This window comes from Pseudomonas sp. MWU349 (assembly GCF_017947325.1).
GTDB classification, from domain to species: domain Bacteria; phylum Pseudomonadota; class Gammaproteobacteria; order Pseudomonadales; family Pseudomonadaceae; genus Aquipseudomonas; species Aquipseudomonas protegens.
This window is the reverse complement of record NZ_JAFEVP010000006.1, coordinates 185,049-209,179: the sequence shown is the minus strand read 5'-3', so window position 1 is coordinate 209,179 and position 24,131 is coordinate 185,049. Positions and strand designations below refer to the sequence as shown.

Genomic DNA, 24,131 nt, shown 5'->3' with positions numbered 1-24,131 from the left:
CCGTAGGTCATGCCCTTCGCAATGGGGGCAATATGCTACCCGAGGAAGTGGTCTAGGTGAAAAAAAACGAAATTCATCATCCAAGGAAAAAATACCAATCACTGAGCAGCAGTTGCTGCTGATCCTTACCCAAGCCCGCCAACTCGCGGGTTTTTTGTTCTTGCGCTGAATGCGGCGATGGTGCGATTCAAGATCAACTTGCCTGTGCGGATGGCTGCGTTCCTTGTCCTGTTCGGGCATGAGTCCGGCCAGCTGGCGCGCATGGTCGAGAACCTAAACTACAGCGCTGATCGCTTACAGGCAGTCTGGCGCGAATCGCTTTGACGCTGCCCTGGCTGCCCACGTGGCGCGCAAGCCTGAGCAGATCGCAAACATTTGTACGGCTGTCGCATGGGAAACACGCTGTCAGGGGATGGCTGGAAGTATCGAGGGCGAGGCCTCATCCAATTGACAGGTGCTAACAACTACCGTGCCGCCGCTGTTGCCCTGGGCCTGGACTTGGTGAGTCACACTTAACTGGTTGAACAGCCTGAGGCTGCTGCTATGGTCGCTGGTTGGTTCTGGCAGTCGAAAGGGCTCAACGAGCTGGCCGACTCAGGGCAGTTCGCCAAGATCACGAGAACAATCAACGGCGGGCTGACTGGCTAGGCTGAACGGGTGGCCCTGCGTGACCTGGCCGCGAAGGCTAGCGCTGAAGGTCGTCCTGGGGGCTGGGTACTGATGACCGCATATGACCACCGCCAGTCAGTGACGGATGAAGGTGGCAAGCGCGCTGGAATGCCCGTGATGCTGGCAACAAGCAGGCGTGGGCCCTGGCCGAGAAAGTTGAGCGTGAAAAAGAGCAGTCTCGGTAAAACTCAATCAACAAGGCGGTGCAGGATGGACATCGGAAAATCGATAGTGCAGTCGCTGACGCTGTTACTGCTTGTGCTGCTGGGAGCCTGCAGCGGGCCGTCGACGATCTTACCGAGCGTCTCAAGCGTACGGCCAGCAGCAATTCCTGCACTTCCGCCGCAAGCCAGGCAGCAACCCGCACAGCCTTGGTGCTTGCCGACTTGTTCAAGCGTGTTGATCAGTGAGCGGCGGACCTGGCTGCAGATGCTGATCAAAGCAAGAGCAGGGGAGTGATGTGCGAGCAGATCTATAATGGCATCGCCAAGGGCTCGATCAGTTCTGGCCCGTGATTCCTGACATTGCCGACAGCGGCGCTAACTTTGAACTACACGAAGGCCTCGGCGGGCTCACCCTGGTGCGAGGCCATCTTTTCGGCGCGTTCCGTGGGCATTGCAGGGACGAGCCCGGGGCTAGAACCACCGGCCGGCGATCGTGAATATCGATCATGCCGCCCTGAGCGTCAGCGGTGATGGTCACAAAGCAGTCTTGCTCCCCGTGACCTTCATCTGGATCCGGAAGCTGCCCGATTGACGCGCAGAGGATAGGGAAGCCGTCCCGTGCCGGATCAGTTAGGGCTGCTTCTTCGAGGCGCCTTCGTCCACCCATTCAATCCAGTTGTCGATTGGGCATATGGCTCGGTGCGGCCAGATCTGGCGAAAGAAAGGCCCATGGGCCACTTTCTCGACGCGGGCGTTTATTGGTGCTGCACTGTCGGTAGCCCAGACCGGCCGCTATCCCCAGCGCACGGCGTCGACATGCAACGCCTCGCCGGCAATATGGAAGAGGGCGAGCTGCATCGTTGGCGCTGCGTTGTAGTGTTCCAGGGGCTGATCACCGACGTTATTGATCATGGCCCCAGGCATGCCCTGGGCTTCGACGAGGTCGTGAATGCCGTAGTAGTATTGCGAAAGTCGTCCGCACATAGGTGTTTCCCCCTCCGGAGGAGAAAGCATAGCTCCGTCTGTCGGCATCAATTAATTTGCGCGCCAAGAGGTGAAATTCTGTTCATATATACAGTTTTGGCGTGATCCCCCCACGAGTTTTCTTATCGTTCGCCGCAGGGAGCCTGGCATAGCAATACCTTCCGAAAGGCTCAGCAAGATTCGGCCTGTCAAAGGAGACATTCATATCCTGGAGAGCCGCAGTCAGGCTCTGGAACGATCTTGCGTTCAGGCTTGGATATTCAAAAGCGATCCAGGCCCGGATGTTTTTCCGCGACTGCTCGATGCAAAGGTCAATGGCATGATTCAGATCGGGATGAACATCAATGGCGTTGAGGAAGTCGATGGCGCCTTGTATGCGCAGTGATGGTGGTGCCGGGTGGAATAGTGGATGTGATCGTTCGGCAGGATGCCGGAGGCGCGGGCCAGAAGACCAAGTGACTTTGCGAGTGACTTTGTAAATCATGGTTGCACACTGTTAGGCATCGTTGCAGCGAGCTCCTAGCGCGAAGCCTTGTATCAAGAGGCCTGTAGAGGTGTCCGCTTGCATGGGGTGCTAGGGGGCGAGTGTTCGAATCACTCCATTCCGACCACATAATTCAAGGGGGTGCTAGATTTTATCTCGCGACCCCTTTTTGTTTTAAGGCGTTTTTACCCCTACAAACCGACTGGTTCTCGGGGGAATCCTCACCTCTTTCGGAGGAGATGGGCGCAAGGTTTCTGGGGGCTAATATCCACCCTGCGGGAAGTTTGGCGATGGAGGGCAGGGATGGACGTAGTTGACGGCGCATCAGGCAGTCTTCAGGTTTTACAGTGAAGGCGGCTAACTTATGGCGACTACTTGCCTCGCTCGCTTTGAAAGATCTCCTGAGCGTTGTAATGCAATAGATTTATTGATCTTATTTTCAAGTTCCGGATAAAGACTCATTACCAGGATACGTAATCTATCTAGAGGTTTAGGACCATTTTTAAGCTGGCCTCGTAAGTGGACTGCGAAACCGTAGTTGGAGTTTAATGCGTCATCGGGCGTAAATTCACGCATCCACTTCAGCATAAAATCTGCGTCCCCTCCGAAATTTATCAGCAGGTCGATGTAGCGAATCAGCTGGGCCGAAGCGTTATAAAGTGTATATCAGTTGATGTCTAAGATGGACGTTTGATGTTCGACTGCGATCTTCTTAATTTCCTTCCATCTCTCACTGAGCTGGAAGGCAGTCTTCATACTTACAGAGATTGTTTTTGCGCTGGGTTTACGTGCGGTCAAATGATCCTGTTCGACAGGCGGTGCCCGAATGGCTCCAGTAGTGACATTTACATCGATCAGTAGCACGGGAATTAACGAAACAGACAAATGCCGCGCGGTCGTGAACTTCGGGCGGATTTTACCGCTATCAGTCCTGGTTCCTTTGATCTGCAATAGTATAAGCGCGCCAGCTACTGAACCTCGCTTCTTGACAATTTCAATTTCCGCGTCCAGACCGTGGTCTTTTGGTCGATCTCTATAAGTCCAGCCTTTTTTGCAACGGCTTTTTTATTAAGGCGGTTGCTTGATCGTCAACTACATGGGACTTCGTTCTCATTGGAGGATTTTCTAAAATTAGCTCCATCTAACTCTGTCTCCTGCGCTTATTGGAGGAGGGGCATTCAATGCCGTCTACAAATGATCCTTGTAGGCCTGTGGCGATCCGTCGTTGGTGCTGAATTCACTTGCTCCGCAACCCAACGGAATCGCCCCGGACTTTCTAGACGCCTTGCAAACTTATTGCGTAACACTTTTCAAGCTCTATCGGTGACAGCTGATTGTTGAAACCATGCCGGCGTTTTGCGTTGTAGAACATCTCGATGTAATCGAACACATCACTTCGAGCACTTCCCGCGTGGTGTAGATTTTCCGCTTGACCCGTTCCCGCTTTAGAAGCTGGAAAAAATTTCGGTAACAGCGTTGTCATGACAGTTTTCTCGGCGACTCATACTGGCAATCAAATTGTTCGCCTTCAAAAAACTGCGCCAATCGGAGTTGCTGTACTGGCTACCTTGGTCAGAGTGAACCATCACCTCTTGCTTCGGTTTACGCCTCCAAACCGCCATCAATAACGCATCAATTGTCAAATCACTGGTCACTTGCGACTTCATTGACCAGCCAATGACCTGACGAGAAAACTGATCCAGCACCACAGCCAAATACAGCCGGCCTTCGTACCTGCGAATGTTGGTGATGTCGGTAACCCAAACCTTGTTGGGGCCCACGATATCGAATTGGCGCTTCAGAAAATTGGGTGAGGCGACCGAGGGCTTACCACCGTACTTTCCAGGGCGGCGTCGATACACTGTCTGAGAGCGTAGATCTTCAAGACGAAGCAGCCTCGCCATACGATGCCGGCCACAATTTTCACCGACCTCGCGCAGATCGTCATGGATTTTGCGATAGCCATAAACGCCGCCGCTCTCCAGTCAGGAATGCTTGATCAAACCCAGCGGTCGCTGGTCGTTTTTGGCGCGCACAGATTACGGCTCAGACAACCAGGCGTAATAACCGCGGGGATGGACTTGCAGCGTCAGGCAAAGCCGTCGCATGGACTAGTCGTCCGCGCGCTGCTTGATAAAGGCGTACTTCAGCCGCGCTCCTTGGCAAAGTACGCGGTGGCCTTTTTTAATATGTCTCGCTCTTCAGTTTTGCTGTAGCGCTTTAGCCAAGCATAGAGGCTATGCGTGGGCGCGCGAAGACGGGCCACTACATCAGCTACGAAACCCGGGGCGATTCGCTCGGTGCCAAGTCGTCTCTCCCGCTGCGGTATTAGCGAAGATCTGGAATTCCAAGCCTTGTCCGGAAACCTAGTTAGTGTTCAGCAGAGTGCAGGCGAAAAAATCTTCATCAAGACAATTAATGAGCTGATCTTATGGGTTTTTTCCGAGCATGTCGTTACTTGGGGAAGTAACAAGAGGTCGGTCTTTGGACTCCAGATCTTCTACAGGGTTTTCTAATCGTCAAGTCAGATATTGCGAAGTATCCGAGACTATCTAGGGTAGCTTTAATTGGAGTGCGTATACAATTTAGGTGAGTTACAGGTTGAAGGCCCTCTAGATTGGGCCCTCCAGGCTATATACCCATCATGGCAGAATAAATAACTTCTGCTATGATTCTGTGCGCATAATCGTTCGGGTTTTGAAGGCCGTTTGCCGTCAAGTCATAAAATGTCTTGTTTTTATTTGCCCGATCCCATGCCGAGGTTAGGTCGATTGCCATTATATTGTCGTTTTCAATTGCAATGTCTTTTAATGCTGTTACATATTTATTTAAATATTCATGGTGGTGGATTTTAGATTTGGGATTAGGCCTGATAGGGCTTGCCAAGATAAATTGGGTTTCAGGGTTTTTTGATCTTACTTTTTTTACTATGTTTTCCAGGTTGGCTTTGTATTTGTCCGGCTCAGTATTGTTACTGTCATTCATGCCGAGCGCTAGAATAATAATGTCAGATTTTTTATCGTTTAATTTTGTGTCTACCCACCAGCTAGCATTGAGGGAGCTAATCTCTGGCGCGGAGTTATTTCGGTATATAAATTTTCCGGGGTATGTTTTTTCAATTGCCGACATTACAAGATTTACGTATCCATGCGTAGTGTCAGACCCATAACTAATTGAGTCGCCAAGAAATGTTATTCTTATTTTCGTGTTTCCTTTTTTTTCTTTGAAGCCTTTAATGAATCCTACCTTTTTTATATGGTAAGATTCTTCTTTTTTGTAAGTCACGGCGTACTGGTATCGCTCGATTTCATTGGAGATTTTTACGCCGTACGTACTCAGCTCTGACCAGGAAGGTTCAAGAAATCCAAGCGGAGCTTCATCAATTTCGGAGTTTGGAAGAATCACGATCCCATTCTGAGTAACGGAATAGTCTTTTCCATTTTTAAATACCTTGCCCGTTGATGGACTATATACGGAAATTATCTCTTTCGGCTGGAAAGCTGTTTTGTAGAGCTTGGGGAGTTCTTTGCTTGCAAAAAATGTTTCTCCAATAATTATCCCGCCCTCAAGAGAAGGGGCTTCCGTAAAGTCAGAGTCTGACAGTTTAGGGTTGCAGTACTTTGTGTTGCATACTTCATATTCGCTCCCTTTTGTCACATCCCTTGTGTTTGAGTTGGCACAGAAGGAGACGAGCGCGGATAAAAAAACTAAATGCCTAATTTTCATAATTATCCTTTAATGATTTTTAAGTGTTGCTTACTTGTCTTGTGGATGCATAAATCAGTGATTTATCGAGGTCGTCAAATTTTCGGTGGTTGTTTACTTTCAAATCCTTGGAAAGCGTAATCCCTATAGTCGAGCCGCGCTCGCTTCAGATCCCTCCCAAGCCTGGCAGGTTGGTGGCTAATGAGAGGTTTACTCCACATCCCGAGAGGGTTACGTTTTCGCAGGGTGTTTTTTGGAGGCCATGATCATGAGCAACTGGGCGTTAGTTGTTATCGACCTTAGAAATATACGTTCCACCTCCACCGGCAGGACTAGCCAGGCTGAAAGGTGGTTCGCAAGAAACTCCATATTAAGCAAATATCGTGCCATGCAGGCGTCGGATAAACTTAAGCAGGCCCATCATTTCCCCCTTAATCAATATTACATAAAAAGTATGGAATTTTATTTATAGAGTTTCTCCCTAATGCAATTAAATCCTGTGAACCGCACCGTATTTTCATACTTGACTTTCCTTAGTATTGCCAACGTAGGATCAGTTGAAGCTGTTGCTGATGCCATGTGTGAGGCTTTGATGAGCCGAGTAGCTTTGTCGATGCGCAGTATCTGCTGCTCCCATTTCGCAACCAGTACACGTTCAGTGAAAAGTCTGAGGGCTGACAACGATCATGCCTAAGCAAGGTTGTGGTGTGGAGGCCTCAGTCCAAAAAGCACGCACCCATAATGATATCTAATTGCTGTCATGCGTATGCAATTTATACCTATCGGTAAGCGATTAGACCTATAGCCCACAAAAACATGGAGGCGAGGTATGCGTTATTGTCTGCCGTCGAAGTATTTACAGTAACCGTGACATTCATGCTTCAGGGGGTGAGTATTCTACGGATTTTGCAATTGCGCAGTTGCTGTATCCAGCGCGCCCGCCGATGCCTCGTCTGCAGTCACTGACAAGAGCGGGCTGCTTCACTTGGAAACTACATCGCGTACGGTGACGCTGCATCGGGTGACGGCGACTTCTTCACGCGAATCCACCAGCCGAAACTCAAGGAAGAAGGCAGTATCTTGAGCGGCGGGCTGTAGAGAACGTTTATTATTGATACGTCGGGGGCGACGCACATGCTGCTGGAGAGCGTTTCCGCTAATAATATGGGAGGCTATTGTCGCCAAAGACTCCGTTGCTTTGAATCTCACTTCGATCAGTTCCTTGACTGACGCATATCCCAGAAGCTGAGCTTCATCAATCCAGGCGAATGAGGTTGTCTTTTTCGGCGTGACAGTGAGGTGCAGCGTTTGGTCAAGCGGTGTCTTGACCGTTGCGTGGTCTGTTTCCAACAGTCGCTGAAAACCTAGCTAAGTCGAGCGCGGAACAAAATGTCGGATGATCGAGAGACATTGCACAAGCCTTCTAGGGCTGTATCGACGATTGCCAACCTTCAAAGATGGATCGCTCAACTTTATAAAAAAGGTCCTCTTGCATGCTCACACTCAGCGGGCTTACAGGTGTAGGCGACAACTGCCCGCCGATTTTCTCCATGGCTCGCTGTGAGCGGATATTCGAACCCGCAACATGGAACCAGACGGTGTCGACCCACTGAAAGGCGTGCCCGAGCATCAGGTACTTGAGTTCCTTGTTGGCACTGCCTCCCCATTTTTCGCGCGCCAGAAAGGTGTAGCCGATGGCAACTTCACGCTGGTCCTCGTTGAACTCGTAGTAGCGGGAGCTGCCTGCAACCTTGCCGCTGTCGCGGTCGATCACGATCAGGGTACTCCTGGCCGCCAGTGCGTCGTCGAACCATTGGCGAAATACCGGCTCCTGATAGCGGGTCGAGCTTTGGTGCTGAGCCCAGATCAAGGGATCGCAGGCGACGCCATACAGCGCCGCGAAGTCCACGGCCTCAAGTGGGCGCAGTTCAAGTGATTCACCAACGAGCAGGGGCGAGAGGGGCAGCTATTGCATCAGTGGTCTCCAAAGGGCGAATGCATCTGTTTCGTTGCGCGAGGCTTGCTGGATGAGCAATATGCTCCGGTTGCATCACGGCTACGCGGGAGTCGGAACCTTAACAAGGCTCTGGCAGGCCTGAATAGCGCGGCACGGCTGCTGTTGGCCGCGAGCATCCCTGATCGGTCTGTGGCGCATCACCTGGTCAACCCCGCGCAATACTCAACAAGAGCGCGAGCGCTCTGAGCACATCAATGGATGGCAATGCGACGATGAAATACCCCATTAGCCTGTTGGCATGCACGCTCTTACTGGCCTCGCCCGCGTGGGCGCAGGGCAAGCGGGTGATTCCGGGTAGCGAGCAGGTCGAGGCGGGTTATCTCTCGTCGCAATTGTTGCTGAAGCCCTGTACGGACGTGACGACGCTGGGCTTCAGTGCGGACGACAGCGCCCTGCACGATGCCGCCGCCGCGCGCCAGGCCTTGCCTGCGGGAACCTGCAACGACGCCGCGCTGGTGGAGAAACTGTTCAAGGCGCGCTTTGTGCAGTACGGCTCGATCACGCAGGTGTTCACCCCGTGGCAATTGGCACGGCAGGTCGACAGGCAGAACCGCGCCATCAGCCGTTGCCCGGATACCCAATGCCTGGGCCGCGAGCTGGATGCAGTGATTGCCGCGCTGGCGCCGGTGTATCTCGGCGCCCGCCGGGCCTGGCCCAGGGGCAAGGGGCTGTGCGCCAGCGAGCCGGTGGACAGCCCGGCGAACCAGGCCCTGGCGGTTCTGGGGGCCGACACCCGTCAGCAGATCAATGCTCAATGCGCGCAGGAGGGGGTGATTGCCACAACCTGCCACGGCCACCATGGCCAATTGCTGTTCTTGAGCTGTGGCATGAGCGGCAATCAGGTCAATTCAAGCCAATGGCTTTATCGTGCCGGCAAGGCACACGCCGAGCCGCTGTTCGCCGTCGAGGATGGCCCCCTGGGCGTACTGGCGACTTCCTGCAACGGCATGCCCGACCTGATGACCAGTGCACGGGTCAGTGCCGGGGAGCACAACGACACCTTCTACCGGTACGACGGCAAGGCCTATCAGCAGGTGTATTCCTACATCAGCACCTTTGTCGGTATCGATGCCAACGGCAATGACCTGGCCATCGCCCAGGCCGGCGCACTGGCCAAGGTCGCGTGCCGCTAGGGGGCGCGCATTGCTCACAGCGCGCGGCAAAGATCAAGATTGACCTCCCTGGCCGACGCCCAGAAGATGCGGCCCTTCGTATCCAGTCTCGGGAGAGGGCATGCAGGCTCATGACGCTTACTTCACTATCGACGCCGAGGCGCTGCAGGACCGCTCCCTGGCCGCCGGGCAGCCGCTGCCGCTGCGCTGCGCAGGGCTGGACTTGAGCGGCCAGGACCTGTCCCGCATCAGCCTGCCCGGCGCCTGGTTCGAACGCTGCCTGCTGACCGGCGCCGATCTCACCGCGGCCAACCTGATCAATACCCGCTGGACCAGCTGCCGCGGCGCCCAGGCCAACCTGCGTTCTGCAGTGCTTACCGATGCCCGTTTCGAACGCTGTGACCTGAACAACACGCAATGGCAGCGCAGCAAGGTGGCCCATGCAAGCTTCGACGGCTGCAAGCTCACCGGCGCCCACTTCGGCGACGTGTCGGCCCTGGGCCTGAGCTTTTCCGACTGCCTGCTCAACAGCGCCATGCTCTCGGGCATCTCGTTCTACAAGTCGCAGTTGCACAACATCGATTTCAGCGAAGCCGACCTGACCTACTGCGACTTTCGCAAGGCGGTGTTTGTCGACGGCGGCAGCCTGTCCATGGCCCGGGTCAACAATGCCCGCTTTGATGACGCCGACCTGCGCGAAGCCAGCCTGCATGGGCTGCGCCTGGTGGATGCCAAGCTGTTCAAGGGGGCGATCATTTCCCGCAGCCAGGCCGGCATGCTCCTGGCCGGGCTGGGCCTGACCGTGCTCTGACTAGAGCCCGGCCGCTGCGGGTTGGGCTTGCTGCAATTCGTCGAGCACCCCCATGAAGGCTTCCACCAGCTGGCTGCGGCCCTGCTTGCGGGTCAGTACCAGCAACTGGGCGGTGGCGCTGGGGTCGGCGAGGGGGCGGTAAGTCACGCCTTTTTTCGCCAGGGTCTGGGTGCAGCGGGGCACCAGGGCAATGCCCTGGCCGGCGGCGACCAGGGCGATGATCGAGGTGATCTGCCGGCCGCTGGGGCCCGGGCGCAATGGCAGGCCGTTGCGTCGGTAGAGTTGTTCGATGGCTTCGTTGAGCCCCGAGCCGTAGTCGGCGGGAAACAGGATCAGCGGATGCTCGCTAAGCTCGGCCAGAGTCACTTGCGCCTGCGCGGCCAGGGGGCTGTCGCTGGAGATCGCTGCCACCAGCGGTTCGTCCCCCAGGGACAGGGACTGGATATCGCTCTGCTCGCTCGGCGGTTGCATGCGGCTCATGCCGATGTCGATGCGCCCGTCGACAATCTGCGACCACTGGCTGACCGAAGCACCTTCCACCAGGGTCAATTGCACGTCCGGGAAGCGCTGGGCGAAGGCCTGGATCGCCTGGCTGAACAAGTCCGAGAGGGCGATGGAACTGGCGTAGCCCAGGGCCAGTTGCCCGGCACAACCTGCAGCCAGCTTGCTGGCCATGACCTGGGCCAGGTCCACCTGTTCCAGCACGGCCCGGGCGTACGGCAGGAAATGCCGGCCCTGGGCGGTGAGCGTCACGGTGCGGCTGGTGCGGTCGAACAGGCGAAACCCCAGTTCGGTTTCCAGGGCCGAAATCTGTCGGGTCAGCGGCGGTTGCGCCAGGTGCAGGCGCAGGGCGGCGCGACCAAAATGCAGCTCTTCGGCGACCGTCAGAAAATAACGCAACTTGCGTAGATCGAGCATCCTGTTCCCTGGGTATTGATCGGTCGGAATTCGGTATTGGTCTTGGCTTGGCGACGTATTTTATAAAGGCCTTTGGTCATAAAACGAGAGGTTTCATGAATTCGCGTCAGCATTGTGCGCGCATCGCCCTGTTTCTGTGTGGTTGTGCGGCATTTCTCAACCTGTATGCGACCCAGGGCATTCTCCAGGAATTTGCCCAGAGCTTTCAGGTGAGCATCCGGGAAGCCGGCTGGAGCATCACCGTCACCACCCTGGCGGTGGCCCTCACTGCGCCCTTTGTCAGCCGCTTTACCGGGCGTTTCGATCAGCGCCGGGTGATTGTGGTGGCCGCGCTGTTGCTGGCGGTGCCGGCGGGGCTGGCGGCCTATGCCGGCAGCTTTACCCAGCTGCTGGTCTGGCGCCTGGTGGAAGGCATGCTGATCCCCGTGGTGTTCGCCACCAGCGTGGCCTACATCGGCGACCGCTGGAGCGGCGGCACCGTGACCGAAGTCACCAGCCTGTATGTCGCCGGCACCGTGCTCGGCGGCTTTGCCGGGCGTTTTGTCACCGGTTTCATGACCGAATACGTGGGCTGGCGCGAAGCCTTTGCCTTGCTCGCGGGCCTGAGCCTGCTGATCGGGGTGACCATTCATTTGCTGCTGCCGGCCAACCCGCCCCTGACCGCGCCCCGGGCATCCGGCGGCCTCAGCGCTTTGCGCGAGCTGTGCCGGCGGCCCTTGCTGGCGGCCTATGGCGTGGGCTTTTGTGTGCTGTTCTCGCAAGTGGCCACCTTTACCTATGCCGGGCTCTACCTGAGCCAGGCACCGTTCGACCTGGGGGCCGCTGCCCTGGGGGCGATCTACAGCGTGTTCCTGCTGGCCCTGGTGGTAATCCCCATCGCCGGGCGGCTGAGCAAGTCGCGGCCCCAGGCCGAGCTGCTGGTGGCCGCGGCGTTGCTCGGGGTCTGCGGTTCGGCCCTGACCCTGCTGCCGTCGCTGTGGCTGATCGTGCTGGGGCTGGCCCTGAGTTCCACCGGAGTGTTCCTGGCCCAGGCCGCCGCCAACTCCTTCACCACCGCCACCGCCCGCCACAACAAGGCCGGCGCCGTGGGCCTGTACCTGACCTGCTACTACCTGGGCGGCAGCTTTGGCGCCGTGGTCCCGGCCCTGCTCTGGAGCCACTGGGGCTGGCAGGGCTGCGTGGCGCTGATCGTGCTGTTCCAACTGCTGTCGCTGCTGATTGCCTGGGGCGGCTGGAAGCCCCTCGAACCCCAAACCCCGGTCGCGGCTCGCGAACCGTCCAACCCGATAGATTCATCATCCAACAAGGAATACGTGAGGTGACCATGAATAACGTACTGACCCGGCAGAGCCAGTTGCTGAAGATTGTCGAACCTGTATTGAACGACATGCCGGCCAGTGTCTTGAAGCATGCGCTGTTCGAGGCGTTCTGGAGCGAAGAGGGCGCCCTGGTGGACATCGAGCAGGCCTTCGAGAAGCTCACCTCCCGTCGCCACGAGCCGGCGGTGCTGCGCAAGTTCTTCGCCAGCTGGTCGAAGACCAACAACTCCGCCACCAGTGTGTCCGGGCTGGCCAACCGCATCACCTTGCTGGCCCGCTCCGGGCAGGGCTCGGAAGCCGCCGACGGCCTGTACCGGGCCTGCGGCAGCCTGCAGCGGATCACCGATGAAGACCTGGGCGCCCTGGGCAATACCCTGCATTCGGACCTGTTCTACAACATGGCCACGCCGATCTGCGGCGATGACCAATGGCTGCTCAAGGAGAACTGCCTGCCCTCGGCCCAGGGCTTCAAGGACTGGACGGACTTTCGCCGCCTGCGTGACCGCGACCTGCTGCAAGGCTTGCTGACCACCCTGATCCACGAGGTCTACACCCACGGCGAAGTGGAGTTCATCCACCCGCTGTACAAGCAGTGGTTCGTCCGCGACATGGGGGTCCCGACAGAGAAGGCGCGCACCACCGTGGCCTGGGTCACGGTGCACACCGGCGGCACCGAGAGCAATCACTTCGCCCATGCGGTGGCGGCGGTCAACGAGTTCGTCGATGCCATGCAGGTGCAGGTCGACCCGCAGGCCGCGCGGGAAATCTTCGCCGAATACCTGCAGCGCAAGGCTCGGGTAATGCGCGACTGTGCCCAGCTGTTGCGTTGATGGCTCCGGCCCGGCCCCGGCAACGGGGCTTGTGGCTGACCCAGGCTCGCCTATCCTGTTGCTGATTGTCCCTTCCTTTTCATTTTGCAGCCTGCCTCGACAATGAATGACTTGAAATATCACGCTTCCCCGGAGGCATTGCCGGCGTCCGATGTGTCGGTGCGCCGCCGTTCCCTGGTGGCCGGTTGCGGTGCCCACGCGGTGCATGACGGCCTGACTGACGTGATCTATGTGCTGCTGCCGATCTGGCAGGCGCAGTTCGCCATGAGCTACGCCCAGATCGGCCTGCTGCGCGGTGCCTATTCCGGGATGATGGCCGGCTTCCAGTTGCTGGCCAGCCGTGGAGCCAAGCGCTGGGGGCGCGAGCGCCTGCTGGTGGGCGGCACTGCCCTGGCCGGGCTGGCCTACCTGCTGGCGGGTCAGGCCGGGGGGCTGGGGGTGCTGCTCCTGGCGTTGCTGCTGGGCGGCCTGGGGGCCAGCACCCAGCACCCGCTGGCATCCTCGATCATCACCGACACCCACGAGGCTGGCGGCGGGGTCAAGGAAGCGCTGTCCCAGTACAACTTCGCCGGGGACATCGGCAAGACCCTGATTCCCGGGTTGGTGGGGCTGCTGCTGACCGTGATCAGCTGGCGTGCCAGCGTGACCCTGATCGGCCTCCTGGGGCTGGCCGCGGCGCTGGCGCTGTGGTGGCTGATCCCGTCCCGGGCGGCCACCCTGGCCATGCAGGAAAAGGCGCCGAAGACGGTCAAGGGCCAAGGCTCGGTCGGCGGCCTGCGGGCACTGATCCTCACCGGCACCCTGGACAGTGCGGTACGCATGGGTTTCCTGACCTTCCTGCCGTTCCTGCTCAAGGCCAAGGGCGCCGGCACCGCCGGTATCGGCCTGGCCCTGACCCTGCTGTTCGTCGGTGGCGCTTTCGGCAAGCTGCTGTGCGGTTACCTCGGGGCGCGCATCGGCATGATGAAGACCGTGTGGATCACCGAGTTCACCACCGCCAGCCTGATCGTGCTGGCGGTGTTCCTGCCCTACGTGGGGTTGATGGTGATGCTGCCGCTGCTGGGGCTGGCGCTGAACGGCACCTCGTCGGTGCTCTATGGCGCGGTGCCGGACCTGGCGGGGGCGGGCAAGCGCGAGCAGGCCTTCTCGCTGTTCTACACCGGCACCATCGGCGGCGGGGCACTGGCCCCGGTGCTGTTCGGCAGCCTTGGCGACGTCACCGGGATTCCCCTGGCGGTGATGGCCCTGGCCGCGACCCTGCTGCTGACCCTGCCGCTGTCCTGGTACGTGCAGCGTGGCCTGGACGCCGACGCGAGGTCAGCCTCCGGCCGCCCTTGAAGACCGCTGTCGAGCCGAAACCATCAGGCCCGGGGCTGTTCTGCCCGGGCCTGATGCATGCTGCGCGGGGCTCGCGGCGGCGTGCGCGGCGCCTTCAGCTAGTTCTTACTTTTCCAGTATCAATCACGACGCAAACGGTATTGGCCGGTGTTTGCGACTGTCATCAGAATGTAAGAAGACCAGCCCAGACCAGCTTTCCAGGTTGCCGGGGGCACATGGGTACAGGCTCGGGTCACTCTGTTTTCCGATTGTTTTCGCAGGTACAAAAATGACAAGCAGCGAAGCCACGGCCGTCCGTTTTTCCTTGTCCCAGCGTGCGCTGGGTCTCAGTGCTCCTGGCACTTCGAGCATGCGCAGCAAAGCCAACGCCCTGAAGGAAAGCGGGATCAAGGTGATCAATTTCGCCGCCGGCGAATTGTCCTTCGATGCCTGCCAGGACATGCGCGCCGGGGCCATCGAAGCCATCGCCAATGCGCGCAACCGCTACACCCCGCCCATCGGCCTGCCGGCCCTGCGCGAGAAGCTCGCGCAACGGGTCAGCCAGCGCACCGGGGTGGAGTTCGCCGCCAATGAAGTGGCGGTCACCGCCGGGGCCAAGCAGGCGCTCTACAACGCCTGCATGGTGCTGCTCAACCCCGGGGACGAGGTGATAGTGCCGACCCCGTACTGGGAAACCTTTCCCACCCAGATCCGCCTGGCCGGCGCCACCCCGGTGTGCGTCCAGACCCGCGCCGACCACTACCGGCTGACGGTGGAGGCGGTGCGTGGCGCGCTCACCGAGCGCACCCGGATGATCGTCATCAACACCCCCAACAACCCCACCGGCACCGTCTATGAACGCGAGCAACTGCTGGCCATCGCCCAGTTGGCCCAGGAGCGGCAACTGTGGGTGATGTTCGACGAGTGCTATCGCGGCCTGGTGCGCGAGGCCCACGAACACCACAACATCCTGGCGCTGTGCCCGGCATTGAAAGGGCAGACGGTGCTGATCGATTCCTTCTCCAAGAGCCAGGCGGTGACCGGCTGGCGGGTCGGCTACGCCTGCGCCCCGGCGCCGGTGATCGCGGCGATGCACAACCTGCAGGGGCACACCACCTCCAATCCCAGCAGCCTGTCCCAGTACGCCGCGCTCAATACCCTGAACGCCGATTCGTCGCACTTTGCCGACCTGGTCAACCCGTTCCTGCAACGCCAGCTGCACGCCGCACGCACCTACCTCGACCGCCTGGAAGGGGTGAGCTATGCGCCGCCGGAAGGCGCCTTCTACCTGTATATCGATGTCTCTTCCCGGCTCGGCGGCTACTACCACGGCGAAGCGGTGCGCGATGTGGATCACCTGGCCGACCTGCTGTTGACCGAGGCGCACATCGCGGTGGTGCCCGGCTCCGGCTGTGGCGATCCCCACTGCATCCGCATTTCCTACGCCGTGGAATATGAGGAGCTGATCGAAGGCCTGAGCCGATTCACCCAGTTCATCTCGGCGATCGTCATCGACTGAAGCGGCTCCCGGCAGCCCAGCCCCCAGGGGGACCAAGCCCGTTCCCGAGCCCGCCGTGGCCCGGGCCGGCGTCGTTCATCTTGTTGTCCGTGAAGTGAAGAACAATTACAGGAGAGAAACATGGAGAGTTCCCGCAAGGAGTTCATCGGCTACGTGCACCAGGCCCTGGTGGACGTCGAGGACCGCAACCTGGTGGAGGCCCTGCTGACGGGCTTTGAAAACCACCCCGACAAGCTGGACGGCTACTGCCTGACCTACCAGCGCATGACCTCGCGCAAGTGGTCCGAGGACTCGCTGTGCACCTTCTTCTGCGGCTGGCGCAGCCCGGATGGCGCGGCCCATGCGGTGTCCAGCATCATCGTGCGGCTGCTGCAGGAATCCGAGGACCTGCCCGGCGATGACAACAAGCTCAAGCTGCTGGAGGCCGCCCGGCATTGCGGCGAGATCATCGTCGAGGACGTCGGCCTGGGTGAGATGCACGGCCATCCCCACCATTCCAAGCTCTACCACCGCATGGCCTCGGCCATCTGCGGCTCGGACAACTGGCGCCTGCAGGACAAGTACCTGAACCCCATCACCAAGGAGTTCTCCACCTGGGTCGGCGAGAAGCGCCCGCTGGCCCCGAACCTGGTGGAAGCCCTGGAGATGATGGCCCTGACCGAGCTGTTCAACACCGGCGAGTACAACCTGATGACGCCGCTGTGGAAGAACTGGTTGCGCGAATCCTGCGGTTACCCCGCCGGGGAAGCCAACCGCATCGCCGGCTTCCTCAGCGTTCACTGCGGCGCCGTCGAGGCCCGGCATTTCCGCCACGCCACCGACGCCTTGAAGCTCTACACCCAGGCCACCGGCCAGCAGGTCAACTACCGGCGCATTGCTGCCCTGTCCGATGAGTACGTGCTGCGCGCCTGCCAGCACCTGGAGAAGATGGCCTCCGTACTCAAGGAATAAACGCCTGCCAACCAGGCCGGGCAGGGCGCCTGCCCGGCACCGCAGGCCGGACCCTCATTCATTTATTGGAGAACTACCCACATGCGTCTTGAATCCGACTCGATGGGTTCCATCTCGGTACCGTCCAACAAGTACTGGGGAGCCCAGACCGAGCGCTCCATCCACAACTTCCCCATCGGCCGTGCACGCTTCCAGTGGGGGGCGCCGATGATCCGCAGCATGGGCATCCTGAAGAAGGCCGCGGCCCTGGCCAACCTCAAGCTCGGCGAGCTGCCGGAAGCCATTGCGCTGCCCATCGTCAAGGCGGCGGAGGAGGTGATCAGCGGGCAACTGGACGAGCATTTCCCGCTGGTGGTGTTCCAGACCGGTTCCGGCACCCAGTCCAACATGAACGCCAACGAAGTGATCGCCAACCGGGCCATCGAGATGCTCGGCGGCGAGCTGGGCAGCAAGAAGCCGATCCACCCCAACGACCACGTCAACCGTGGCCAGTCGTCCAACGACACCTTCCCCACGGCGATGTACATGGTGGTGGTGACGGAGATCTTCGAAACCTTGCTGCCGGGCGTCTCGGTGCTGCGCGACACGCTGTTCGAGAAGGCCGAGCAGTACCGCGATGTGGTCAAGGTCGGACGCACCCACTTGCAGGACGCCACCCCCATCACCCTGGGCCAGGAAATCGGTGGCTGGGTCGAGCAGATCGACTACGCCCTGGCGGCCATCCAGCACAACCTCACCGGCCTCTACGATCTGGCCATCGGTGGCACGGCGGTGGGAACCGGGCTCAACTCCCATCCGCAGTTCGGCGACGAATGCGCCCGGGTCATCGCCGAGCTCACCGGCTACCCGTTCAAGTCCTGCGCCAACAAGTTCTTCGCCCTGTCGGCCCACGATGCCCTGGTCAACACCTCGGCGGCGATCCGCACCCTGGCCATGGCCCTGATGAAAATCGCCAACGATGTGCGCTGGCTGGCCAGCGGGCCGCGCTGCGGCATCGGCGAGATCGACATTCCAGAGAACGAGCCGGGCTCCTCGATCATGCCGGGCAAGGTCAACCCGACCCAGTGCGAGGCGCTGACCATGGTCTGTACCCAGGTCTTCGGCAACGACGCCACCGTGGCCTTCGCCGGCAGCCAGGGCAATTTCCAGCTCAACGTCTACAAGCCGGTGATGGTGCACAACGTGCTGGAAAGCATCACCTTGCTGGCCGAGTCCTGCCGGGCCTTCAACGACCACTGCGCGGTGGGTATCGAGCCGAACCGGGCGCGCATCGAGGCCAACATCGATAAGAACCTGATGCTGGTGACCGCCCTCAACCGCCACATCGGCTATGACAAGGCCGCGATCATCGCCAAGACCGCTCACCACGAGGGCAAGTCGCTGCGGGAAGTGGCCCAGCAGCTGGGCTATGTCTCGGCGGCGGATTTCGACCGCTACGTGGTGGCCCTGGACATGACCCACCCCTGAGCGAACCCGGTGTTCCCCAACCACAAGAGGCGTGTGAATCCCATGCAGGAAGCAGATATTCGCCGAACCAACCTGAGCCAGTTGCTGCGCCGCAAGCGCTGCCTTCGCGTGCTCGAAGCCCACAGCCCCATCTCCGCCCTGCTGGCGGAGCAATCCAGGCTGGAGCGGGGCAGCGGACCGAGCCTGGTCTATGACGCCATCTGGTCCAGCTCTCTGACCGACTCGACCCACAAGGGCCTGCCGGACATCGAGATCCTCTCGCCGAGCAACCGCTTGCACGGCATCCGCGAGATCTTCGATGTGTGTTCGCTGCCGATGATTTTCGACGGCGATACCGGGGGCAAGGCCGAGCACTTTGCCATCCACGTGAAGATGCTGGACCGGGCCGGGGTCTCGGCGGTGGTGATCGAGGACAAGTGCGGGCTGAAGAAGAACTCGCTGTTCGGCAATGCGGTGAGCCAGCTCCAGGACTCCATCGAGGAGTTCTGCGAAAAGATCCGCGTGGGCTGCGCCAACCGCAGCCACGAGGATCTGCTGATCATCGCCCGTTGCGAAAGCCTGATCCTCGACAAGGGCATGGACGATGCCATCGAGCGCTGCCTGGCCTATGTCGCGGCCGGCGCCGACGGGATCATGATCCACAGCCGCAAGAAGGACGGCCTGGAGATCCTCGAGTTCGCCCGGTTGTTCCGCCGCCACTGCCCGCGGGTGCCGCTGATCTGTGTGCCCACCAGCTACGCTCACTTGAGTTTCGACGAGTTGGAGGGGGCCGGTTTCAACGCGGTGATCTACGCCAACCACATGCTGCGCAGCGCCTACATGGCCATGCGTGATGTGGCGGTGGGGATTCTCGAGCATGGCCGGACGCTGGAGGTGGAGCCCCGGTGCCTGGGCATCGACGAGATCCTCGACCTGGTGCCGGGTACCCGTTAGGCACTCGCGGCCAACCCCCGTCGCAGGGCCTTGGATGGGCGTGCATTATCCGGTGCCGCGGCAGGATTCGGAACGTCCTGAAATCAGAATTTTCCTACAGACGCTGTGGGGGGCGCTGTCTAGACTCGCCCCCGTTCGCCCGGCCAGCTACCACAGGCAACACGCTGAATGGCGGTGGTTGGTCAGGGCGGGCTGCAACACGGCTGTACCTGCCTGCCCGGTCGATGTTTCGCCTACTGCCCTGGCTGACCGGGTTGGTTCTACAGCGTGGAACTCTCATGGCTGCGGCCCTTGCATCCCCTCAACATCTCATCGCCCCAGATACCCGGCTGTCGCCCGTGGCTCAGGGCAAGGCTTGCGCGTGGGCCAGGCGCGGTGCCTGCGCTCAGCTGCTCCGGCAGATGCTGGCGCGTGCCCGCGGCATGGGCTCTCACCGCCGCTCGCAGGTCACGGTTGTTCTGCAGGGGCAGTGAATCAACGGTTGCAGCAACGGGTTCCGGAACAGGCCCTGCCAGTTGGCCTCCGGGTTGCCCGCAGGGGGGGGGCGAAGGGCGTGCTATACGGGCGCCTGTGTGGCCTCAGGCGCCGACCATCCACTTGGCCAGCCCGTGACGGCCGCTGACCCCGAGCTTGGCGGCGGCGCGCTTGAGATAGGTTTCCACCGAGCTGTTCTTGACGCTCAGGCGCTGGGCCATTTCCGGCACGGTGCCGCCGGTCAGCAGCCCCAGGCAGACTTCCTTTTCCCGCGCCGAGAGGGAGATGTCGCCCAGGGACAGGCGTTCATCGAACTCCCGTTGCAGCGGTGTCTGCTGCAAGGCATCGGCCGGCTTGGCACTCCAGCTGCGCAGGTTCTTCAGTGCCTGTTGCCGCTGCAGCTGGGCGTGGCGCTCCAGCAACGGCAACAGGGTCTGCGACAGGCTCTTGAGAAACGACAGTTCGGACAGGGAAAAGCCGCCCTGGTCGGTGGCCCGGTAGAGGGCGATGACACAGCGGCGATTGGCTTTGCGCGAGATCAGGTGGCATTGGTGCGCGGTGGTGCGGGAAGGGCCGCTGCGGGCCTGGGCATTCATTTGAATCAGCAGCGAGTCGTCCATTTCCAGCATCTGCTGCAGCAGCGGGTCATGGCGTCGCGGCGGCTCCGGCAGCGGCAGGTCCTTGTGCAGCCCGGCGCGCCCCAGCAGGGTAATGGCCAGGGGGCTGGCCAGGCGTTCGTCCAGGGTCCATTCGCTGAGCACCAGCTGGGTCAGTGGCACCAGCTTGTCCACCAGTTGCAGCATTTCGCTGGCGAACTGCGGGTGGCCGGAGCTGGAGATCAGCTGCCCCAGTTCGAAGTAGAAGTGCGGGGTTTCCAGGTTCGCAATACTGCTGGTCAGACTCATATCCTTATCATCCTTGATCGAGACAAATCGCTGATCTAAGCGCGGTTGCCACGGCGCGTCGTGGCCTGTTTCCGATGAACCTGATCCGGTCCCCGGACTTTAATTTAAGCCTATGGGTTTGCCTTGCGTCTGTAGGGGGAAACCGGGACACCGAGACCCTGCCAGCGCCTCGTTGGCGCTCTGCGCCGGGCCCATGGGGCAGGCCTCAGGCTCCCGCTGGCGGGGTTTTCCGGGGCAGCGGGCGGTGTGGGCGGGCGGTCCGCTGCTGGGCTGAAAACACTTGTGCCGAGCCATGGGCGTCGTCCACGGCTAGCCAATCTCCTACAACTGATTCAGCCGATCAGCAGGGCCTCTGCGGCAGCCTGGCGCAGTTACGGGCGCCAGGCCAGGGCCCGGTCAGGCCGGCGCGTTGTCGCTGGGGCTTGGCGCTTGTTCCTCGGGCGAGTACATCCAGCGCAGCAGCGAGTGCCGGCCACTGATGCCGAGCTTGATGGCGGCGCGCTTCAAGTAGCTTTCGACGGTATTGACCTTGAGCTTGAGCTGCTCGGCCAGCTGCGGCGCGGTGCGCCCGGCCAGCAGCCCGACACAGACCTCCAGCTCGCGGTTGGACAGGCGCAGCCCGGACTGCTCCAGGCGCGCGGCAAAGCGCAGGCGCAGGCTCGCCAGGCCCTCGATGGCGGCACTGTCCTGCTCGGCGGCATCGCCCCGGGGCTGCAGGGCGCTGATGTGTTTTTCCACCATGGGCAGCAGCAACGGCGAGATGTCCTCCAGCAGCAGGCGCTCCTGGGGGGAAAAGCTCTGGTCCTGGCTGCTGCGGTACACCGAGAGCACGTAGTGGTAGGAGTCCTTGCGCCCGGTCAGGTGCAGTTGTGCCGGGGTCGCGTGGCCGCGCCGGCGTTGCAGCGACGGGCCCGGGGCCGGTTCGCCGGGTTGTTCGGGAAAGCCGGTGAGCAGCAGCGGGTCATTGCTGGCATGGGCATCGCTGTACAGCGGGTGGCGGGTCTGCATCAGGGTGTTGCCGGTTCTGCCAACGGCCTGTTCCGGGTCGGCCCGCAGCTGGGTGATATGGGTGGCGTCCACGGCCAGTTGGGTGAGTATCAGGTCGTGCAGCATGCGCGGAAAGTTGCGGCTGCCGGTGCTGGCGATGACCTTGCCAATGTGTGGAAACAGTATCTGTGAGTTCATCATTTCATCCATGAATGTGAAGGAGTGGAGGGGGCTGCCTTATAGCAACGAGTTTGGGGCAGGGTTGATTTACCTTCTGTTTGCTCTGGGCAACACAGGGGCGCCTCGTATCCTAGTACAGGGTGGCGGCGGCTGTTTGATGAAGTGCGCAAAATCTTTCGCAGCGGGCGCAGCGGTGCGGTGCGGTGCTGCGTTGCACAGCACCGGGGCCGAGCTTGCAGGTGGGCCAGGGTTACGGGCGCTTCTCGCAATTGACCATCCATGGCACACCAAAGCGGTCCACCAGCATGCCGAAGCGCTCGGCCCAGAAGGTGGCTTCCAGGGGCATCTGCACGTTGCCCTGTTCGGCCAGGGCGGCGAATACCCGTTCGGCTTCGGCGGCGTTGTCGATGTTCAGCGAGATCGAACAGCCGTGGATGCCCAGGTAGGGCAGCTCCGGGGTGGTGTCCGAGCCCATCAGCACCTGGTCGCCGACGCTCAGGCGGGTGTGCATGATGCGTTCGTGACAGTCGGCAGAGATGTGATCACGGGCCGGGCTTTCACCGAAGGTCATCATCATTTCCAGGGTGCCGTTCAGGCATCGGGCATAGAAGGTGAAGGCAGCCTTGCAGGTGCCGTTGAACACCAGGTAGGGGTTGATTTTCATGCTGTGCTCCGGTCGCAGGTAACGGGCAGGCGCGCGGGCCTGTGGACGAACTTCCATAGCAAAGCCGCTATCTGAGCTGCGCGGAGGGTTTTTTATAGATGGTTTTTCCATGCTTGCCCGTGGCGATATAACCGTCGCCGCGCCATTGGGGGCGCGGCGGCGGTGCGGGCGGGGGTTACAGGCGCGGCTGCTCCTGGGGCGTGCCGAGCAACTGGTGCAGGGTGTTGATCAGCGCCTGCTGGCGCAGCCGGTCTTCCTGGTGCCGGGCTTCGGCGGCGGCGACATCGGCGTGGCAGTGCGGGCAGGTGCTTTCATGGGCGTGGATGTACTCCAGGCAATTGCGACACAGGGCCAGGCGCGGCGGGATGCGGCCTTCCTCGGGCGACGCCTGGCCCTGGTTGACCCAGGCCAGCTTGATCACCTGGCCACTGTCGTTGACGCTCGATACCGCCTCGCCGGTGTCGATGCGTTCGGTGATCAGGTCGAAACGGCCCACCGAGAACGACGCCGGGCCGGCGTCTTCGAGCTTGACGATGCGTTCGCGCAGGCCCTTTTTCGCCAGGTCCAGGGTCCGATAGTGGCAGTAGGGGTTGTTCCCCGGCTTGCCCAGCAGTGAGTGCGAGGTCCAGGTGCAGCCGCCGCGGCAGACATCGTTGTAGTAACAGGTGCGGCAGTAGCCCCACAGGTCGTCCACCGAGCGCAGGCGGCCGAAGTGGATGCCTTCGCTGTAGTGCCAGATATCGTGCAGGCTCATGCTGCGCACGTTGCCACCGGAGAAACCCACGGTGGCCAGGGACGGGCAGCCCTTGACCGTGCCGTCGGCCTCCAGGGCCAGGACCGTCTGCCCGGCGGCGCAGCCGCTCCAGTGCACGCGGTCGTCGCCGAAGCCGCGCCACATGTGCTCGTAGGGGCCGTAGTAGCCGATGTTGTTGCCCACATTCATCAGCAGCCCGCGCTCGGCGCCTTCGCGGTACAGGCGCGCCAGCAGCGGCATCACCTCCAGCAACTGGTAGGGCTGCAGCAGCAGCTCGGGGTGATCCACCGCATTGCCCATGGCCACGGTCAGCTGGATCTGCCAGTGGCTGGCGCCGGCATCGATAATCAGCTCCATCAGGGCCGGCAGGTCGGGCAGGGTGGCGGCGCCGATCTGCGTGTTGACGCTGACCTTGAGCCCGGCCTGCTTGGCCCGGCGCAGGGTATCCAGGGCCTTGTCGAAGGAGCCGGGGACATTGCGCACCGCGTCATGCAGCGGCGCCAGGCCATCCAGAGAGACGCCGACGCCATTGAGCCCGGCGTCCACCGCGGCCTGCATCTTGGCCGGGGTCAGGTTGCGCCCGCCGGTCTGGATCGCCACGTACATGCCGTGGTCGTGGATGGCCTGGATCAGCCGCGTCCAGTCCTTGCGCAGATAGGCTTCGCCACCGATCAGGGTGACTTCCCGAGTGCCCAGCGCGGCGATCGAATCGATCACCGACAGGCATTCCTGGGTATTGAGTTCGCCCGGGCGCCGATGCCCGGCGCGGGAGCCGCAATGCAGGCACTTGAGGTCGCAGGCGAGGGTGATTTCCCAGACCACGTGCACCGGCACATAGCGCTTGAGGTCGTTTTCGCTGAGGTAGCGGGCGGGGAGACGGTCTGACATGAAAGATCCTTGCGCACCCGGCGGTGCGCGGCACCAACCCATCGAAATAGGCGCGCCTTCCTTGTGTCGCAATGGCGCG

Annotated in this window: 18 protein-coding genes and 3 pseudogenes; 11 read left to right on the top strand and 10 right to left on the bottom strand. The window is 60.5% G+C overall.

The annotated features are described in order from the left end of the window. Window positions 1-91: 91 nt before the first annotated feature. Window positions 92-648: pseudogene (locus tag KCG88_RS30985) on the top strand (glycoside hydrolase family 19 protein). 493 nt (window positions 649-1,141) lie between these two features. Here KCG88_RS30985 and KCG88_RS23990 read toward each other — a convergent pair. Then, window positions 1,142-1,817 (bottom strand): annotated as a pseudogene (locus KCG88_RS23990) (SOS response-associated peptidase family protein). 88 nt (window positions 1,818-1,905) lie between these two features. Between KCG88_RS23990 and KCG88_RS30980 the strand changes: the two are divergent. Continuing rightward, on the top strand, window positions 1,906-2,202 hold the full coding sequence (locus KCG88_RS30980; RefSeq protein WP_348984537.1) for a hypothetical protein: 297 nt from the start codon (window positions 1,906-1,908) through the stop codon (window positions 2,200-2,202). Between the two features lie 1,375 nt (window positions 2,203-3,577). Here KCG88_RS30980 and KCG88_RS23975 read toward each other — a convergent pair. The 4 genes and pseudogenes from KCG88_RS23975 to KCG88_RS23960 form a co-directional block, all read right to left on the bottom strand. Beyond that, window positions 3,578-4,630 (bottom strand): annotated as a pseudogene (locus KCG88_RS23975) (IS3 family transposase). 302 nt (window positions 4,631-4,932) lie between these two features. Continuing rightward, window positions 4,933-6,027: a GDSL-type esterase/lipase family protein gene (locus KCG88_RS23970; protein WP_210713254.1), complete on the bottom strand. Its 1,095-nt coding sequence runs from the start codon at window positions 6,025-6,027 to the stop codon at window positions 4,933-4,935. A 960-nt stretch (window positions 6,028-6,987) separates the two neighbouring features. Continuing rightward, entirely contained in the window at window positions 6,988-7,356 is a 369-nt protein-coding gene (locus KCG88_RS23965; RefSeq protein WP_210713253.1) for a hypothetical protein, read from the bottom strand. Window positions 7,357-7,429: 73 nt separating this feature from the next. Then, window positions 7,430-7,933, bottom strand: coding sequence for a GNAT family N-acetyltransferase (locus KCG88_RS23960; RefSeq protein ID WP_282598260.1), 504 nt, complete (start codon window positions 7,931-7,933; stop codon window positions 7,430-7,432). 302 nt (window positions 7,934-8,235) lie between these two features. On the opposite strand from KCG88_RS23960, the gene KCG88_RS23955 reads away from it, so the two are divergent. After that, a complete protein-coding gene (locus KCG88_RS23955) occupies window positions 8,236-9,156 on the top strand; it encodes a hypothetical protein (RefSeq protein ID WP_246882811.1) in 921 nt (306 codons plus the stop codon). Between the two features lie 100 nt (window positions 9,157-9,256). Further along, complete coding sequence (locus KCG88_RS23950; protein ID WP_210713251.1) at window positions 9,257-9,946, top strand: pentapeptide repeat-containing protein; 690 nt, start codon at window positions 9,257-9,259, stop codon at window positions 9,944-9,946. Here KCG88_RS23950 and KCG88_RS23945 read toward each other — a convergent pair whose 3' ends face one another. Next, on the bottom strand, window positions 9,947-10,864 hold the full coding sequence (locus tag KCG88_RS23945; RefSeq protein ID WP_047285122.1) for a LysR family transcriptional regulator: 918 nt from the start codon (window positions 10,862-10,864) through the stop codon (window positions 9,947-9,949). It abuts the gene before it with no gap. Between the two features lie 95 nt (window positions 10,865-10,959). Here KCG88_RS23945 and KCG88_RS23940 point away from each other — a divergent pair, with 95 nt between their 5' ends. The 7 genes from KCG88_RS23940 (at window position 10,960) to aepX (ending at window position 19,200) form a co-directional block, all read left to right on the top strand. Next, the gene (locus KCG88_RS23940) at window positions 10,960-12,186 is read left to right on the top strand and encodes an MFS transporter (protein WP_210713250.1); all 1,227 of its coding nucleotides are present in this window, start codon (window positions 10,960-10,962) and stop codon (window positions 12,184-12,186) included. A gap of 2 nt (window positions 12,187-12,188) precedes the next feature. After that, window positions 12,189-13,013 carry a hypothetical protein gene (locus KCG88_RS23935; protein WP_047285126.1) on the top strand — a complete coding sequence of 275 codons (825 nt, stop codon included), beginning with the start codon at window positions 12,189-12,191 and terminating at the stop codon, window positions 13,011-13,013. 102 nt (window positions 13,014-13,115) lie between these two features. Further along, window positions 13,116-14,351 (top strand): MFS transporter, encoded by a 1,236-nt coding sequence (locus KCG88_RS23930; RefSeq protein ID WP_047285128.1) that lies wholly within the window; start codon window positions 13,116-13,118, stop codon window positions 14,349-14,351. 268 nt (window positions 14,352-14,619) lie between these two features. Beyond that, entirely contained in the window at window positions 14,620-15,849 is a 1,230-nt protein-coding gene (locus tag KCG88_RS23925) for a pyridoxal phosphate-dependent aminotransferase (RefSeq protein WP_210713249.1), read from the top strand. Window positions 15,850-15,969: 120 nt separating this feature from the next. Further along, window positions 15,970-16,800: a hypothetical protein gene (locus KCG88_RS23920; protein ID WP_015634930.1), complete on the top strand. Its 831-nt coding sequence runs from the start codon at window positions 15,970-15,972 to the stop codon at window positions 16,798-16,800. Window positions 16,801-16,881: 81 nt separating this feature from the next. Beyond that, the gene (gene fumC / locus KCG88_RS23915) at window positions 16,882-18,267 is read left to right on the top strand and encodes a class II fumarate hydratase (RefSeq protein WP_210713248.1); all 1,386 of its coding nucleotides are present in this window, start codon (window positions 16,882-16,884) and stop codon (window positions 18,265-18,267) included. Between the two features lie 42 nt (window positions 18,268-18,309). Then, a complete protein-coding gene (aepX, locus tag KCG88_RS23910; protein WP_011060442.1) occupies window positions 18,310-19,200 on the top strand; it encodes a phosphoenolpyruvate mutase in 891 nt (296 codons plus the stop codon). A 578-nt stretch (window positions 19,201-19,778) separates the two neighbouring features. Here aepX and KCG88_RS23905 read toward each other — a convergent pair. From KCG88_RS23905 to KCG88_RS23890, 4 genes are all read right to left on the bottom strand, one after another. Further along, window positions 19,779-20,579 (bottom strand): helix-turn-helix transcriptional regulator, encoded by an 801-nt coding sequence (locus KCG88_RS23905; RefSeq protein ID WP_047285136.1) that lies wholly within the window; start codon window positions 20,577-20,579, stop codon window positions 19,779-19,781. Window positions 20,580-20,975: 396 nt separating this feature from the next. Then, on the bottom strand, window positions 20,976-21,764 hold the full coding sequence (locus KCG88_RS23900; protein ID WP_047285138.1) for a LuxR family transcriptional regulator: 789 nt from the start codon (window positions 21,762-21,764) through the stop codon (window positions 20,976-20,978). Window positions 21,765-21,996: 232 nt separating this feature from the next. Then, the gene (locus KCG88_RS23895; protein ID WP_210713247.1) at window positions 21,997-22,410 is read right to left on the bottom strand and encodes a VOC family protein; all 414 of its coding nucleotides are present in this window, start codon (window positions 22,408-22,410) and stop codon (window positions 21,997-21,999) included. A gap of 175 nt (window positions 22,411-22,585) precedes the next feature. Next, window positions 22,586-24,052: a GDL motif peptide-associated radical SAM/SPASM maturase gene (locus KCG88_RS23890; protein ID WP_047336236.1), complete on the bottom strand. Its 1,467-nt coding sequence runs from the start codon at window positions 24,050-24,052 to the stop codon at window positions 22,586-22,588. Window positions 24,053-24,131 lie beyond the last annotated feature (79 nt).

Excerpts from the sequence above, each read along its gene's own strand:
- KCG88_RS23940 (WP_210713250.1), top strand. The coding sequence starts at position 10,960 with ATGAATTCGCGTCAGCATTGTGCGCGCATCGCCCTGTTTCTGTGTGGT.
- fumC (WP_210713248.1), top strand. The coding sequence starts at position 16,882 with ATGCGTCTTGAATCCGACTCGATGGGTTCCATCTCGGTACCGTCCAAC.
- KCG88_RS23950 (WP_210713251.1), top strand. The coding sequence starts at position 9,257 with ATGCAGGCTCATGACGCTTACTTCACTATCGACGCCGAGGCGCTGCAG.
- KCG88_RS23955 (WP_246882811.1), top strand. The coding sequence starts at position 8,236 with ATGAAATACCCCATTAGCCTGTTGGCATGCACGCTCTTACTGGCCTCG.
- KCG88_RS23925 (WP_210713249.1), top strand. The coding sequence starts at position 14,620 with ATGACAAGCAGCGAAGCCACGGCCGTCCGTTTTTCCTTGTCCCAGCGT.
- KCG88_RS23920 (WP_015634930.1), top strand. The coding sequence starts at position 15,970 with ATGGAGAGTTCCCGCAAGGAGTTCATCGGCTACGTGCACCAGGCCCTG.
- aepX (WP_011060442.1), top strand. The coding sequence starts at position 18,310 with ATGCAGGAAGCAGATATTCGCCGAACCAACCTGAGCCAGTTGCTGCGC.
- KCG88_RS23895 (WP_210713247.1), bottom strand. The coding sequence starts at position 22,410 with ATGAAAATCAACCCCTACCTGGTGTTCAACGGCACCTGCAAGGCTGCC.
- KCG88_RS23935 (WP_047285126.1), top strand. The coding sequence starts at position 12,189 with ATGAATAACGTACTGACCCGGCAGAGCCAGTTGCTGAAGATTGTCGAA.
- KCG88_RS23945 (WP_047285122.1), bottom strand. The coding sequence starts at position 10,864 with ATGCTCGATCTACGCAAGTTGCGTTATTTTCTGACGGTCGCCGAAGAG.
- KCG88_RS23970 (WP_210713254.1), bottom strand. The coding sequence starts at position 6,027 with ATGAAAATTAGGCATTTAGTTTTTTTATCCGCGCTCGTCTCCTTCTGT.
- KCG88_RS23905 (WP_047285136.1), bottom strand. The coding sequence starts at position 20,579 with ATGAGTCTGACCAGCAGTATTGCGAACCTGGAAACCCCGCACTTCTAC.
- KCG88_RS23900 (WP_047285138.1), bottom strand. The coding sequence starts at position 21,764 with ATGAACTCACAGATACTGTTTCCACACATTGGCAAGGTCATCGCCAGC.
- KCG88_RS23930 (WP_047285128.1), top strand. The coding sequence starts at position 13,116 with ATGAATGACTTGAAATATCACGCTTCCCCGGAGGCATTGCCGGCGTCC.
- KCG88_RS23890 (WP_047336236.1), bottom strand. The coding sequence starts at position 24,052 with ATGTCAGACCGTCTCCCCGCCCGCTACCTCAGCGAAAACGACCTCAAG.